This window comes from Acinetobacter sp. YH01004 (assembly GCF_013420455.1).
GTDB classification, from domain to species: Bacteria; Pseudomonadota; Gammaproteobacteria; order Pseudomonadales; family Moraxellaceae; genus Acinetobacter; species Acinetobacter towneri.
The window spans coordinates 93841-107745 of record NZ_VOXZ01000004.1 but is presented as its reverse complement, the minus strand read 5'-3'; the positions used below and the strand labels follow the sequence as shown (position 1 = coordinate 107745).

15 protein-coding genes and 1 tRNA gene are annotated in these 13905 nt (G+C 41.4%); 6 read left to right on the top strand and 10 right to left on the bottom strand.

The window, feature by feature from the left end; genetic code table 11:
* Window positions 1-170 precede the first annotated feature (170 nt).
* Window positions 171-344, bottom strand: a complete 174-nt coding sequence (locus FTT71_RS04385; RefSeq protein WP_154321096.1) for a DNA gyrase inhibitor YacG — start codon at window positions 342-344, stop codon at window positions 171-173.
* 86 nt (window positions 345-430) lie between these two features.
* Here FTT71_RS04385 and FTT71_RS04380 point away from each other — a divergent pair, with 86 nt between their 5' ends.
* A complete protein-coding gene (locus tag FTT71_RS04380; RefSeq protein ID WP_225543524.1) occupies window positions 431-1123 on the top strand; it encodes a tRNA (guanine-N(7)-)-methyltransferase in 693 nt (230 codons plus the stop codon).
* A gap of 6 nt (window positions 1124-1129) precedes the next feature.
* Window positions 1130-2332, top strand: coding sequence for a TIGR03862 family flavoprotein (locus FTT71_RS04375; protein WP_180160727.1), 1203 nt, complete (start codon window positions 1130-1132; stop codon window positions 2330-2332).
* A gap of 6 nt (window positions 2333-2338) precedes the next feature.
* On the opposite strand, the gene FTT71_RS04370 is transcribed toward FTT71_RS04375, so the two are convergent.
* Window positions 2339-2893: a hypothetical protein gene (locus tag FTT71_RS04370; RefSeq protein ID WP_154321094.1), complete on the bottom strand. Its 555-nt coding sequence runs from the start codon at window positions 2891-2893 to the stop codon at window positions 2339-2341.
* A gap of 14 nt (window positions 2894-2907) precedes the next feature.
* The gene (locus FTT71_RS04365; RefSeq protein ID WP_167845740.1) at window positions 2908-3684 is read right to left on the bottom strand and encodes a class I SAM-dependent methyltransferase; all 777 of its coding nucleotides are present in this window, start codon (window positions 3682-3684) and stop codon (window positions 2908-2910) included.
* 120 nt (window positions 3685-3804) lie between these two features.
* On the opposite strand from FTT71_RS04365, the gene FTT71_RS04360 reads away from it, so the two are divergent.
* Together FTT71_RS04360 and FTT71_RS04355 are read left to right on the top strand one after the other, a co-directional pair.
* Window positions 3805-5073: a hypothetical protein gene (locus tag FTT71_RS04360; protein ID WP_131261080.1), complete on the top strand. Its 1269-nt coding sequence runs from the start codon at window positions 3805-3807 to the stop codon at window positions 5071-5073.
* A gap of 118 nt (window positions 5074-5191) precedes the next feature.
* Window positions 5192-5392 (top strand): hypothetical protein, encoded by a 201-nt coding sequence (locus FTT71_RS04355; protein WP_131261079.1) that lies wholly within the window; start codon window positions 5192-5194, stop codon window positions 5390-5392.
* Window positions 5393-5458: 66 nt separating this feature from the next.
* On the opposite strand, the gene FTT71_RS04350 is transcribed toward FTT71_RS04355, so the two are convergent.
* The 5 genes from FTT71_RS04350 to glyQ all read right to left on the bottom strand — a co-directional run bounded on the left by FTT71_RS04350 (window position 5459) and on the right by glyQ (window position 10866).
* Complete coding sequence (locus FTT71_RS04350) at window positions 5459-5974, bottom strand: hypothetical protein (RefSeq protein ID WP_180160726.1); 516 nt, start codon at window positions 5972-5974, stop codon at window positions 5459-5461.
* A 359-nt stretch (window positions 5975-6333) separates the two neighbouring features.
* Complete coding sequence (locus FTT71_RS04345) at window positions 6334-6723, bottom strand: hypothetical protein (protein WP_004976007.1); 390 nt, start codon at window positions 6721-6723, stop codon at window positions 6334-6336.
* Window positions 6724-6789: 66 nt separating this feature from the next.
* Complete coding sequence (locus tag FTT71_RS04340) at window positions 6790-7740, bottom strand: COG2958 family protein (RefSeq protein ID WP_179996343.1); 951 nt, start codon at window positions 7738-7740, stop codon at window positions 6790-6792.
* Between the two features lie 70 nt (window positions 7741-7810).
* Window positions 7811-9880: a glycine--tRNA ligase subunit beta gene (glyS, locus tag FTT71_RS04335; RefSeq protein WP_180160725.1), complete on the bottom strand. Its 2070-nt coding sequence runs from the start codon at window positions 9878-9880 to the stop codon at window positions 7811-7813.
* Complete coding sequence (glyQ, locus tag FTT71_RS04330; protein WP_004976017.1) at window positions 9880-10866, bottom strand: glycine--tRNA ligase subunit alpha; 987 nt, start codon at window positions 10864-10866, stop codon at window positions 9880-9882. Before glyQ ends, glyS begins: the two co-directional genes overlap by 1 nt.
* 201 nt (window positions 10867-11067) lie before the next feature.
* Here glyQ and FTT71_RS04325 point away from each other — a divergent pair, with 201 nt between their 5' ends.
* A complete protein-coding gene (locus FTT71_RS04325) occupies window positions 11068-12171 on the top strand; it encodes an HPP family protein (RefSeq protein WP_096901312.1) in 1104 nt (367 codons plus the stop codon).
* A 228-nt stretch (window positions 12172-12399) separates the two neighbouring features.
* Here the strand turns inward: FTT71_RS04325 and FTT71_RS04320 are convergent, their stop codons facing one another.
* A complete protein-coding gene (locus FTT71_RS04320; protein ID WP_131261073.1) occupies window positions 12400-12666 on the bottom strand; it encodes a PspC domain-containing protein in 267 nt (88 codons plus the stop codon).
* 317 nt (window positions 12667-12983) lie between these two features.
* Between FTT71_RS04320 and FTT71_RS04315 the strand changes: the two genes are divergently transcribed.
* Window positions 12984-13556, top strand: coding sequence for a hypothetical protein (locus FTT71_RS04315; RefSeq protein ID WP_179988476.1), 573 nt, complete (start codon window positions 12984-12986; stop codon window positions 13554-13556).
* Between the two features lie 261 nt (window positions 13557-13817).
* On the opposite strand, the gene FTT71_RS04310 is transcribed toward FTT71_RS04315, so the two are convergent.
* Window positions 13818-13893 (bottom strand) — tRNA-Lys (locus FTT71_RS04310).
* Between the last annotated feature and the right edge of the window lie 12 nt (window positions 13894-13905).

Below are 13905 nucleotides of genomic sequence, written 5' to 3'. Positions count from 1 at the left end.
TATTGTTATGTGCAGTGACGGAGTCACGAATAGTGCAAAGTATAACCTGTGCTAATTCTGCTGAAAGCAATTATAGAACAACTAAATTTTGAATAATTTTTCTAAAAATGTGAAAAATTCCATGAAACTGTGTGTAGTTTTAGGCAATATTTGGCGTGGAAATTTATTGCTTATTCCTCAGAGTTTTCTGCTTGCGGAGCATCTTGGGTGGGTAAACGATACTCGTCATTTGCCCATGCGCCTAAATCAATGAGCTTGCAACGCTCAGAACAAAATGGACGAAAAGGATTGTCTTCCCATTGTGTAGCTTCGCCACAACGTGGGCAAGGGAAAGTACGTGGCATGATCAACTCCAAATGAAAAATGCAGGATTGGATTAGGCAAATAGCACCTGACTTGATAGACTTGTGCCGAATTTTGTAAGTTTGATCTGATTATGCCAATTCGTCAATTTCAAGCACAGCGTATGCATGCCCCTCGTGATTTTCAAGCCATTGCCAATGAATCGGTTTGTGTGGAAATTGGGGCCGGAAAAGGTAAACACGCCCTATTGTTTAGCGGGCAGCATCCTGAGCACAAGTTGATTGCAATTGAGCGCACCCGTGAAAAATTTTTGGCGATGCAAAAACAGCATCAGCTTGAAGGTCAGCAGAACTTACAGATTGTTCATGCCGATGCGATTCCATGGATTGTGCATGCTTTATTTCCTGCTCAAGTCGAGCAATTCTTTATTTTATATCCGAATCCAGAACCGCATAATGCCACCCAGCGTTGGTTGAATATGCCGTTTTTTGAGTTTTTATTGTCACGCTTAAAAGCAGGTGGCAGCATTACTTTGGTGAGTAATATTCCTGAATATATTGCAGAAGCACAGCAACAGCTGATTGAAGTGTGGAAGTTGCCATTTATTCAGCAGGATGTTCCAGTAGATTCAGCACGCACTCACTTTGAAATCAAATATTTAGCACGTGGCGAGCGTTGTCAGGAACTGTTGATCACCAAACCAGTAGCTTATACAACCCGTTTTGATGATTTTCAGCCTTTGCAAGGACAGCAGCTGACTTTAACACCTGCTGCAGTTGAGGCGAAAGTTTCTGCAGACTCAAGTGCAACAACTGAGTAAACAGGCATGAAACAGCGCATTGCAATTATAGGAGCAGGGCCAGCAGGGCTAATGGCTGCCGAAGTGCTGAGTCAGTATGCCTATGATGTGCATGTCTATGAGCAGAAACCTTCAGCGGCACGTAAGTTTTTGATGGCAGGTAAAACGGGGCTGAATATTTCACATGCCGAACCGATTGCACAATTTATTCAGCGTTATGATCGGGCGGAATGGTTGGCGCCGTGGATTCAACAATGGGATGCGGCTTGGATTCAAAACTGGATGCAGGGTTTAGGTATTCAGTCTTATGTAGGTTCATCGGGGCGAATTTTTCCACAAGAAATGAAAGCCGCACCTTTGCTACGCGCATGGTTAAAACGCTTGGTTGATGCAGGCGTGCAGTTTCATTATCGGCATCAGGTATGTGATTTAAAGAACAATCAACTCAGTATTCAAAATCTAAGTACAGCGCAAGTTGAACAACAGCAGTTTGCCGCTATTGTGATGGCATGTGGAGCAGTGTCGTGGTCAAAATTAGGTAGTGAAGGTGCATGGCAGCGTTGGTTATCTGCCAATGAAATTCAGCCTTTTCAAGCCAGTAATGCAGGGGTGGAATGTCACTGGTCTAACTATATGCAGCCAGTTTTTGGACAACCTTTAAAACGTGTGCAAGCATGGGTGAAAGGCGCTGAAGCGAGCATGGGCGATATTGTGATTAGCCATTATGGTTTGGAAAGTGGCTTAATTTATAAGCAAGGGCGAGCATTGCGACAGTTGCAGCACGCTCAACAACCGCTGCAGTTACAACTCGATTTGCTACCCGATTTAACCGTTGAGCAACTCTACCAAAAGTTGCAACCTTCCAAAAAACAGTCTGTAAGCAATATTTGGCGTAAGGCAGGTTTGGATGCCGTGAAGTCTGCAGTCGTGCGTGAGTTGGTGGATAAAGCCCTTTGGCAGCAACCTATGCAATTGGCGCAGCAGATTAAAAATTTAACGGTGCCTTTAAAGGGTTTTCGTCCTATTGAAGAAGCAATTAGCTGTGCGGGCGGAGTCAAACGTGAGGTTTTATCTGCACAATTGCAGTTAAATTCCAATCCACACGTTTTTCTCTGTGGTGAAATGCTGGATTGGGATGCGCCAACGGGCGGCTATTTGCTGACAGCCTGTTTTGCTACAGGACGCGCTGCCGCTGAAGGAGTGCATCAGTATTTACAGCAGCGTCCGTAAAACACGTTATTCATCAAGTTGTGGATATTGCCCACGCCAATGTTCTAGTTGTTGCTGCGCCTGTAGCAAGTCTGCTAAGCCTTGCTGACGTTGTTGTTTGCTGACAGGATAAGGTGCAGAAGTTGTATTTTGAGTTGCTAGATATTGCGCTTGCTGTTCCCAATAATGACTCATTAGGCCTTGAATATAACGCCCTTGCGGTGTCTTTAAATCCAGTTCTTTGAGCATACTCAAGGCAGATTGAATGTTGTCCTGCAGGCGATTTTGTGCAAATGCAGCATCGAGTTGTTGGCTTTCATGCAAGCGTTCTAACTCATCTTCCAAATCATTGCTCATTTGGTCATGGCGTTGTTCATAATCCATCAGCAATTGAATATCATGCGGGTCATCCGCAGTCATTTCAAAGGGCTGAATCGCGGCTTGCTCGACCTGAGTTTGCATGATTTGATCTTCAGGGCTGAGTTTGTCTGCATGTTCTACTTTGCTGCGCTCGCAAGCGCTGAGGGAGAACGCCAAAAAAATTGTTAAGGGAGCAATCGCGTGTTTAAAGGTTATTTGCATTTATTTGCTCCCTCTCATTCAACTTTTTGATAGACATACAAATGTGTGCAATAGGGAAATTCAATTTCATCTTGCACATGCTTATTCGTATATTCTAATACTAATTGTTCAAATTGTGTTTTGAGTTGTTGTTGCTGTTCAGTTGGCATTGCAGCAATGAAACTGGTCGAAAGCAAACGCTTAGACACGACTTGTTCAACTGTACCAACATGCGTGTGATGAAATTTCTGCTCGTGAGTAAGTTGGAATAAATCTGTATCGGCAAATACCTGACGCCAGTCCTGATTGTGAAAACGCGGTGTATCGCCCTCAAAAGGCAAAATCATCTTTGCCAGTGCATTGACCCAATTGACTGAAATATCACGTTGATTCCAAATTAACAGCAAATGACCTTGCGGTTTTAAGATTCGGTGAATTTCCTTTAAACTTTGCAGATTGGCAAACCAATGAAAAGATTGCGCACAGCTCACCAAATCTGCACATTGATCGTGCAGTGGTAATTGCTCACTTCGTGCTTGAATTGTCTTAACTTGTGGGTAAAGTTGTTCTAATTCGGCTAACATGCTGGCAATCGGATCTACCGCTATAAGCTGAGTTGTCAGTTTGAGCAAATGTGGCAGGAACTTTCCTGTGCCAGAACCCAAGTCTACAATATTGCTATTAAGTGGAACTTGGAGCTGATCTTGCAGGAAAACATCGACTTCTTGCGGGTAACTGGGACGAACTTGTTGATATAGGTTTGCCCCTAAAGCAAAACCTTGTTGTGCGGCAGGATGTAGAGATTGTGTCATATTTTGCGATTTTTAATCTGCTGTGCATCTATAAAATAACATATTCACTTTTGGACTTGCGTACAGGGTATTCAAGTTTAAAGTAACGGTTTAATTCAGCGCCTTGGCGCCGGTGTGGGAATGGACAAACACATAATTTTTGAAGACGGACATATCCGCGCTATTTTCATGAAAGGCTCATCTCAGGAGCTGATTTTTTCTTTTGGCGATTTAATTACACGGGCCAAAGGAACGTCTATTAATGCCGAAAAATCACTGGAAAAGTTTCATTTTAATGTGATTGGGGTCATGCCTAAGGAAAAATCATGGTTTCCTGAAGCTTCTATGCGTGCCATGTTGGCAGCCATTCAAGACCTGATTGCTCCGTTTAAAATTCGCGTGGGCTATGGCGGCTCAATGGGTGGCTATGCGGCAATTAAATATTCCAATTTGCTGGATTTAAACCGCATTGTGGCTTTGGTGCCGCAATATTCAATTGACCCTGAAGATATTCATGACCCACGCTATAACATGTTTTATCATGCAGACTTAAATGCCAATATGCGCATTCAAGCGCAAGATGTATCGGCACAGCGTGAATATATTGTGGTCTATGACCAATATTATGCTGAAGATCGTGGGCATTATTTAAAAATTCAGCCTTTAATTCCGCATTTACATACCTTACATTTGCCATTTACAGGGCATGATGCAATTGCGATTTTAGCCAACTCTGAATTACTGAATGACTTTTTAACCCATCCTTTTGATGCGCCGTTCTTTTACCAAAAAATTCGCAAGGTGAAAAAAAACAGCAAGTTTTACTATCGTAAAGTGATTGAAAATGTCTTGCCGAACCATCGCTGGTCTTTAGGTCGTATTTTAAAATACAATAACTTACAGCTAGACAGTAACTTTTTTGATGCCAAGTTGAAACAAAACCTGATTCGCTCCTTGCTTAGCAATAAACAGGTCGATCAGCACGATTTAAACAAACTTGGCTTACAAATTCAGTTACCGTATGAAAATCGTAATGTCTTGCTCGACCATTTTGGTCATGGTTTGGTGTTTAACATCATCAGCCAAAAAATTGAGAGCTATGCCGCACATGCAATTGCCTTAAACCATAAATTCCTGATTCCGATTTATGCAAAGGGCAGTGGTTTGGTGCAAATTTATCTGAATGATGAACGCTATTTAATTAGTATGAATGATCGTCATGTCATGAAACTATGCAAAGAACAAGATGCACTTGCTGCAGGTATGCACCCATTAATATTGAAAAAATATAGCGACTATTTTGTGTTGAGCTATAAAGATTTGAACCTGAGCAGTGATGAGTTTGGCGGCAACGACTTTGTGGAAGATTTGCCAGATACTGCCAAATTTACCCTAGAACTGGAACAGTAAGCTGCAAAGTTTGATCCATTATTTAGAAGGTTTAAATTTTAGACACTTGTATTGTTTTGCCATTGGGCTAAGATGATCTTAAAACATGGTTTTGTTGATCATTCCAAGGGTAGTATGTATGACCAAGTTGTTGATGCCTGCTGTGCTTGTTTTGCTGTCCAGTTTCATTTTATCTGCGACTTTGTTTGCAGATGCGCCTGAGCCGAAGGCTTATCTATTTTTTGCTTTAGGTTTGTTGGTATTGTTGGGATTAGGCGCTTATGTATTCCGACAAATTCAAAAATCGATACGCTATCACATGAATAAGCCTGCAGATTAAATGCAGGCTTTTTTATTTGCACTGAGTTGTTTTTATAATTTTGAGCAAACCAATAAATCAAAAAAATTATAGCTTAATCACTTTAATTTCTTCTTCAGTATCTGTACTTGGTGGAGTCTGAGTCTGTGCTTCTTGAGTAGGTGCGGCAATGGTGGCTGCAGGGGCGATATTCTGCGAAGGCGCGCTTAATGGTGCTTGATAGATAGGCACGGCATGATCACTTTGTCCTGTAATCACTTCTTTGGTTTCCTGAATTTTAGTATTTACATTGTTGGCAAGTTGCTGCCCAGTATGTTTGGCTTGAGCCGCACCCTGACTGCCCAATTGTTTGGCGTTGTCTAAAGCTTGATGTGCCGATGGGCGAATTTTTTCAATACCTTTTTCGGTTACTTCACCGACTTTTTGTGCAGCTTGAATCACGCCTTCCTGAGTTTTATATGCCCAAACATGCAAAAGGTTTGGATTGTCTGCATAAGGCTGAATTGGTTTATTGCTTTGAATTTGCGCATCACTATTTTGTGCCCACACCGAAGCACTACTGAGTAATAGTCCAATACAAATGCTGACATTGATCTTTTTCATTGTGCTGCGCCTCTTAGGATGCCGAATACTGGTCGTTGAAAGGTTTTGAATAGAATGTACTGCATTGTATAAAGCCTAGATGATCTGCAGTGTTTATTTTTCGCAAGTATGATGTATTTTTAGGTGAAATTTACATTGTTTGAAACTTTAAAATATTTGAAATTATGGCAGCATTTCAGGCTTAAAGAAGAAGACCCACATAAAATTGTGGGTCTTGTTACTCTGGAGAGTTGTTAAAGCAGGGCAGCAATGGCTACACTGCTTTTATCATCTTAGTTTGAAATATCAAGCGATGCTGTATTTATATTGAAAGTCCAACAATCTTGCTACATCAAGATACATTCAAAGCTGTTTTTAGCTTAGTTGCATTGTGCAAGCGCATCTTTATGAAAATGGTTGCGTAAGGTGATGAAGTTCTTTTGCACAGTTGCATCATGCAAGTCAAAGTGAGTTGCTATGCTAGTCCCATCTTGTGCAAATGTTGCAGAACCAGCTGAAATTAATGCATTGCCTTTAAATGCCCATTGTTCAATAGAACGACCTGCTTGCAGTGTGCCTGTAAATTCGATCACGCATTTATCAATAAATTTTGTGAGTTTGGCGCTGTTATTGACAGTGTCTGGGTAAACTTCAATATTTTTCACTTCTTGTAAAACACCTGCAGTAAGCTGCGGAATAACAGGTGCAGAAGTACACGCACTAAGAGAAAGGCAAGTTAAACCCGATAAAATGAGTGTTTTAAGTTTCATAAGCTCGTTTTCTTGTTGAGTGTTGTTAGGTTGAGTATAGGGAATCTGAAGTGAAATGCCTATAGATTAATGATTCCAATCTTGTGAACGAATACGTCCAGTTTGATAGTAGATAGAAACCAACTCTATAAAGTTTTTAAAATCCAAGTTTTCAGTCAAAATTCGATTTATTGATTGCCAATCCACCTCTGAACGTCGTCGAGCTGGCAAAAGGATTTCACTTTCTGTTGGATTTTCTGGGTTGAGTAAAATTACACCTATACCATGTAAAGCTGAAAGCATACGCAGTTCTTCTTCAACTTCATTTGTTGAAATAGAGGTTGCTACTAGGTAGCCCTCATTTGCCCAACTGGAATTACTGACTGCTTGGAAAAAGCTACTTCGGATATTTGAGCCTGTTAATTCTTTTTTTACTTCAAATGACCATAAACGCACATTTTGTCCAGAACCATGTTTAACACAAGTTCTTATTAATTCATGCCATTTTTTATCAATGGGTTGCATCGCAACAATATCGGGGTGTAACCATTGATTGCCGTTTTGACCACGATTATTTGAAGACTTTTTTTCATCAATTCTCAGGCTATAGAGGTTTAGCTCTTTAGACAAATATTCGATGAGAATAGGGTATAAGTCGTACTCTGAAAATATTTTTTCTTGAATTGGTGGTGGATTATTGTCTTCTGCATCAATAATTAATGAATTATGGAAGTCAATTCCTGTTGTTGGTGAAAGATTTGAAGGGGGGTCATACCAATATTGGCGTGGACGTGGTCTTTCTTGATATTTTACACAAGGATTATTTTGAATTAAGTCTGGGAAAATACTATATAACTCTCGAATAACTTGTTGTTTAAAAGCACCCTCATTGTTTTCAAATTTAATATTATTTCTTTTCTCGATATAATCTTGAGGATATGTAGCAATTAATTTATCAGCAATAAATCTAGCTGTAAATTTTTGATTAGGATTAGATTTTAAAAATTCTAATGCTTTTTGAGCTTGTGATAATTTCATTTTCATCAATATGTAAAAACCCCACTATCAAAATAGCGGGGTTTCTTTTAATTTACAAGTAATTAAGACTTTAGTGCTGCAACACACTTACATCTGCAACACGTGTAAATAAATCACGTAACTGCGCGAGTAAACGTAAGCGGTTGGCTTTCAACTCAGCATCATCTGCCATCACCATGACACTGTCAAAGAAGGCATCAATAGGCGCACGTAATGCAGCCAATTGAGAAAGTGCAGTGGTGTAGTCTTTTGCTGCCAATAATGGCTCAACCACAGGTGTGATTTTTGCAAGTTCAGCGAATAATGCTTTTTCTGCATCTTCTACCAAGTTTACTTCAACGACAGTACCTTCAGGCGCGGTTTCTTTGGCTAAAATGTTGGCAACACGCTTGTTTGCAGCAGCCAATGCAGCCGCTTCAGGCAAGGCACGGAAGTGATTTACTGCATTCACACGCTTATCAAAATCTAGTGGAGATTTTGGTGATAAAGCTTGAACGGCTTGAATCACATCTACCGCAACACCTTGATCTTCGTATTTCGCACGGTAACGACCTTCAAGGAATGCGACTGCATCTGCCAAAGTCTTGTCGTGGTCTTTCAAGACATCACCATAAGCAGCCAAGGCTAGTTTAATTAAGTCTTCAATTGAAACATCTAAACCGTTTTCTGTTACAAGGCGCAAAATACCAATCGCAGAACGACGCAATGCAAATGGGTCTTTAGAACCTGTCGGTGCTTGACCAATACCAAAAATACCTGTGAGCGTGTCTAAACGGTCTGCAAGGGCAATCGTCGTGCCTGTTTTGGTTTTAGGAAGCACATCACCCGCAAATTTAGGTAAGTATTGTTCACCCAGTGCTTCTGCAACTTCGTCATTTTCACCTTCAAGACGTGCGTAGTAAGTTCCCGCAATCCCTTGAAGTTCTGGGAATTCACCCACCAATTCAGAGGTTAAGTCGCATTTTGCAAGTAAAGCAGCTTTTTCTGCATCTTGCGGATTTGCACCCGTAATTGGCGCCAAAGCAACAGCCAGTTTGGCAATGCGTTCAGACTTGTTCCAAAGTGTGCCCAATTGCGCTTGGAAAACCATGTTGGCCAATTTTTCTTTGCGTGATGCAAGTGGTTGTTTTTGGTCTTGCAAGAAGAAGAATTCAGCATCAGACAAACGTGGGCGCACCACTTTTTCATTACCTTCAATAATTTGAGTCGGGTCTTTAGACTCAATGTTTGAAACGGTAATGAAGTAAGGCTGTAATTTGTTTTCAGCATTCACCAGACAGAAATACTTCTGATTATCCTGCATGGTAGTGATCAGGGCTTCTTGAGGAACGGCAAGGAAGCGTTCTTCAAAGCTGGCACGTAAAGCTACCGGCCATTCAACCAGTGCAGTGACTTCGTCACGTAGATCCGCAGGAACAATTGCAATCGCATTCACTTCATCCGCTAATGCTTTTACTTGCTGATCAATGATCGCTTGACGCTCTTCAAAAGAAGCGACAACGTGCGCTGCTTTTAACTTCTCAAGGTATTCATCTGCATGTGCAAGGGTGATTGCTTCAGGTGCATGGAAACGATGTCCATAAGTGACATTACCTGCCTGATGGTCTTGAATCGTTGCTTCAATTACTTGATGATCTTTAAGTAAAACGCCCCATTTTACTGGGCGCACAAATTCAGTACGGCTTGCAGCAGAACGCATACGTTTTGCAATTGGCAGGTTGTCCAATGCTGTTTGTAAAATGTGTGGCAATAACGCATCAAGGCTTTGACCTTTCACGTCTTTTAAGTAGCACACTTTTTCAACTTTACCTGCTTGGAATGTAGATACTTGATCTACAGTAATGCCTTGACCGCGCATAAAGCCTTCAAGGGCTTTGGTTGGTTTGCCTTCGGCATCGTAAGCAGCTTGAACAGCAGGGCCGTCAAAGCGTTTTTGTGTGTCTGCTTGTGCGGCATCAACATTAGCAATTTTAAGTGCCAAGCGACGTGGTGCTGCATAGGCTTCAATTGCATCAAAAGCCAAGCCTGCATCTTTTAAACCTTTTTCAGTTTCTGCAAGTAGTGCATCACGTAAGGTTTTTAAGCTTTTCGGTGGGAGTTCTTCGCAACCGAGTTCAAATAAAACTGTATGTTTAGACATTATTTGCTTTCCTCAGTATTTTGCGCTTTGGCTTCCGCTTCAACCTGTGCTTTTAATTGTGCCAAGACTTCATCACGTAAATGTGGTTCAGCCATTGGGAAGCCTAATTTTGCACGTGCAGCCACATAACTTTGTGCAATAGAACGTGCCAAAGTACGGACACGTAAAATATAACGCTGACGCTCAGTCACAGAAATTGCACCGCGCGCATCCAAGAGGTTAAAGCAGTGAGATGCTTTAATCACTTGCTCATAAGCAGGTAGCGGTAATTCTGCTGCAATTAAACGGCTCGCTTCTACTTCATAGAAGTCAAACAGTTCAAACATTTTTTCTACAGGTGCGTATTCAAAGTTATAGGTCGATTGTTCAACTTCGTTTTGATGGAACACATCGCCATACGTTACAGTACCAAACTGTCCTTTAGTCCAAACCAAGTCGTAAACTGAGTCTACACCTTGCAAGTACATTGCCAGACGTTCAAGACCGTAGGTGATTTCGCCTGTTACAGGGTAGCACTCAACACCACCGACTTGCTGGAAGTAAGTAAACTGAGTCACTTCCATGCCGTTTAGCCATACTTCCCAACCCAAGCCCCAAGCGCCAAGAGTTGGAGATTCCCAGTTATCTTCTACAAAGCGAATGTCATGCACCAATGGGTCAATTCCAATTGCTTTTAAAGAATCTAAATACAACTGTTGAATGTTGTCTGGGTTTGGTTTCAGCACCACCTGAAATTGATAGTAGTGTTGTAAGCGGTTCGGGTTTTCGCCATAACGACCATCTTTAGGACGACGAGATGGTTGTACATACGCCGCGTTCCATGTTTCTGGACCTAAAGCACGTAGGAAAGTGGCAGTGTGGAATGTCCCTGCACCCATTTCCATATCGTAAGGTTGTAAAACGACGCAGCCCTGCTCCGCCCAGTAGTTTTGTAAGGCAAGAATTAAGCCTTGAAAGGTATCAATATGCGATATGGCGCGACTCATGGTCATCCACTTAAAATTAGAGAAAAATTGTGCTCAATTATAAGGATTTTGCGGGGTGCTGGCAAAGGTTAAAGCACAACTAGCGGTTGGTTGTTTGGGGTTTTACAAATTCACTGATAAATGAAAGATATAAAACAAATACATCTTACTGAATGATTGCCTTATAATCTTGTCCAATTGTCACCACTGGATTGCCTGCCCGTGTTTCATTCACAACTTGATTGGCTGAATACGCTGAAACCCAATTTTAAAGTATTGCCGTTAAAAGAACGCCTACTTTGTGGTTTGGGCGCATTATTGGGTTTGGCATTATCTTCCCTGATCAGTTGGTGGGTGTTGGGCGATATTAACGCATGGTATATCGCGCCAATGGGTGCATCTTCGGTATTGTTGTTTGCTGTGCCTGCCAGTCCTTTGGCGCAGCCGTGGAATATTGTAGTTGGGAACAGTATTGCAGCAATTATGGGCGTGAGCTGTGCTTTATATATTCCAAATTTAACCGAAGCCTTTAGTGTGGCTGTGGCTTTATCTATTTTCTTGATGATGACCACCGATTCGCTGCATCCACCGAGTGGAGCAGTGGCCATTACCGCAGTGCTTGGCGGAGATGCCGTGCGTGAGCTGGGTTATCACTTTATTTTTTATCCTGTGCTGCTTAATTCAGTTTTGCTGATGATGATTGCAATCGTATTTAACCGCATGATTGGCAAGCCTTATCCTCAAACGCCACAGTTGAATCAACGTACCCAAGACCCAACGCCTACTCAAAAAGCCACTATTCAGCCGCAAGATATTCAAGATGTTTTAGATGCACAAACCCAGTTGCTAGATATTAGTGAATACGACTTACAAAAAATCATTTTAGAAGCGCAACACAAAGCCAGTGAACGACAAACTCAAGCACTGACTTGTGCCGATATTATGAGTAAAGATGTGGTTAGTTTGCAGCAAGATGAGGATATTCACAGTGCTTTAGAAAAATTCAAACACATGAATTTAATGAGTTTACCAGTCATTGATACTGAACAACATTTGGTGGGAACTTTGGCGCTGTATGAAGTGGTGGAATGGTTTAAACACGCAACAGATTTACCTTATAGCTGGAAACATCAAGTAAAACATATCATGTTGCGCCAAGTGGTCACGGTGCAACCGCAACAAAGTATTCAAGACCTTGTACCGTACTTTGTCGAGCGTTCTTTTAACTACATTCCTGTGGTAGAGCAGCAGCGTTTGGTGGGGATTATTAGCCGTGCCGATATGATTGCCGTCTTAAATCAACAGCTTGCTGTAAAGACCAATTGATTGACTTGTATTGTCGATGCGTATTCAACACGACTCAATCCTGAAATGCTGTGACTTTTAAAATATATTGCAGGTTGAAAGGCAAAAAAAAGCTACGATGCTTGGGGGAGCAATCGTAGCGAAAAAGAAGAAAGTTGTGTGAATAGGGTGGTGTCTACGAGTGAATCGGTAAACGATTCAAGCCTATGAATCTTTAAATATGGTCAGTCTTTCAAATTTCAATACCGTTTATCGGTCTTGATCAGGATTGACCGTGCGCACAGGTCTTGTGTAGCCCTGAGTATAGTTTGTTGTATTCGACTGGTTTTGTTTAGGGATCACCAACCACAACACCAAATACACCAAAATGCCAGGAAAGGCAGCGCTCATCACGGAAACAATCACAAAAATTAAGCGCAGTAAATTTGCGTTCCAACCAAAACGTTCAGCAATACCACCCATGACCCCAGCAATCATATTTGAGCGGTTAGAGCGATATAAACCAACATTGGCCATCTAATTCTCCTTAAGAGATCTAAAATTCAAAATAAATACATGCCGATGTTTAGCTTCACAGCACATCATCTGTATATAGAATAAAAATGGTGATGCACTTGGGTTTTTAAAGGGCGGTGAGCAAGGCAATTAGTAAAGTTATGTAACTTTTGGTGTTGCTTAAACCAGCATCCACCTAAAATATCAGAGAGAAGCGATGGGCAGAGTAAGCGCTTGACCACAAAGGATTGAGGAAAAGCATGCCTTACATTAGCTGTCTATTCGGTGGTTTGAATAGGACTGAATACTCGGTCTGGTCACTCTATATGAGGGATAGTGTGTCGGCTAAATTAAATATTTGCGCAGTTTCTATATGGAGTGCAGTGGCATTGCTTGGATGCGATGATTCACAACTTGAGCAAGCTGCAGTGCAAAAATATACAGAACAGGTAGAAACCAAAAGACTGACTGAAGTAGCAGGGCAGGCAACCGCACCCATGCAAACGGCTGCAACAGAACATCATATTCCCGAAAATCATCTGACTTATGTGGGACGCTATACTATTCAGATTAGCTGTGAAGATAAGTTTGTTATGTGCGAACGCGGAACAGTCGATTATATTCTGACCTTATTACCTGATGGGACAGCGCATCGTATTTTTGTCAATGCGGGGCAAATCAGTTATGACAATGAAAAAAAATACCGCAAAGACTTATGGTTCTATGATGAAGACGCACATCAAATTGTGGTGGCACGCGCCTCTGGGGTGAACTTTTACTATAATATTGATCAAGACCATAATTTAATTATGGATAAAAACAAAATTGCGATTGCGACAGAAAATAATCGTGAATACTTTAAAACCAATCCCTTACCTTCGCAAAATTATCATTTAATCAGAGCAAGTTAATTATTCGCTCATTCAATCCTTAGCCTATGAGTGAAAAACTTTTGGGCTTTTGTTTTGCCTCAAGTTTTTATTTGGGATGTGTAAAGCATGATTTGCCAATGATGGTACATCTTCTACAACTGAATTGAGCAAGGTGTAGTGGATAAAAGGCTGTGATTCAAACAGGGCAGAATACGGGAATTTGATAGTAAATTATGAAACAGTATGATCCACAGAACAGTGCTGTGATGACTGGTAATTTAAAGGATTTTTTAGAAGGAATGGTGGGTCGTCCGCGATTCGAACGCGGGACCAACGGATTAAAAGTCCGCTGCTCTACCGACTGAGCTAACGACCCAGAGGAGTAAAA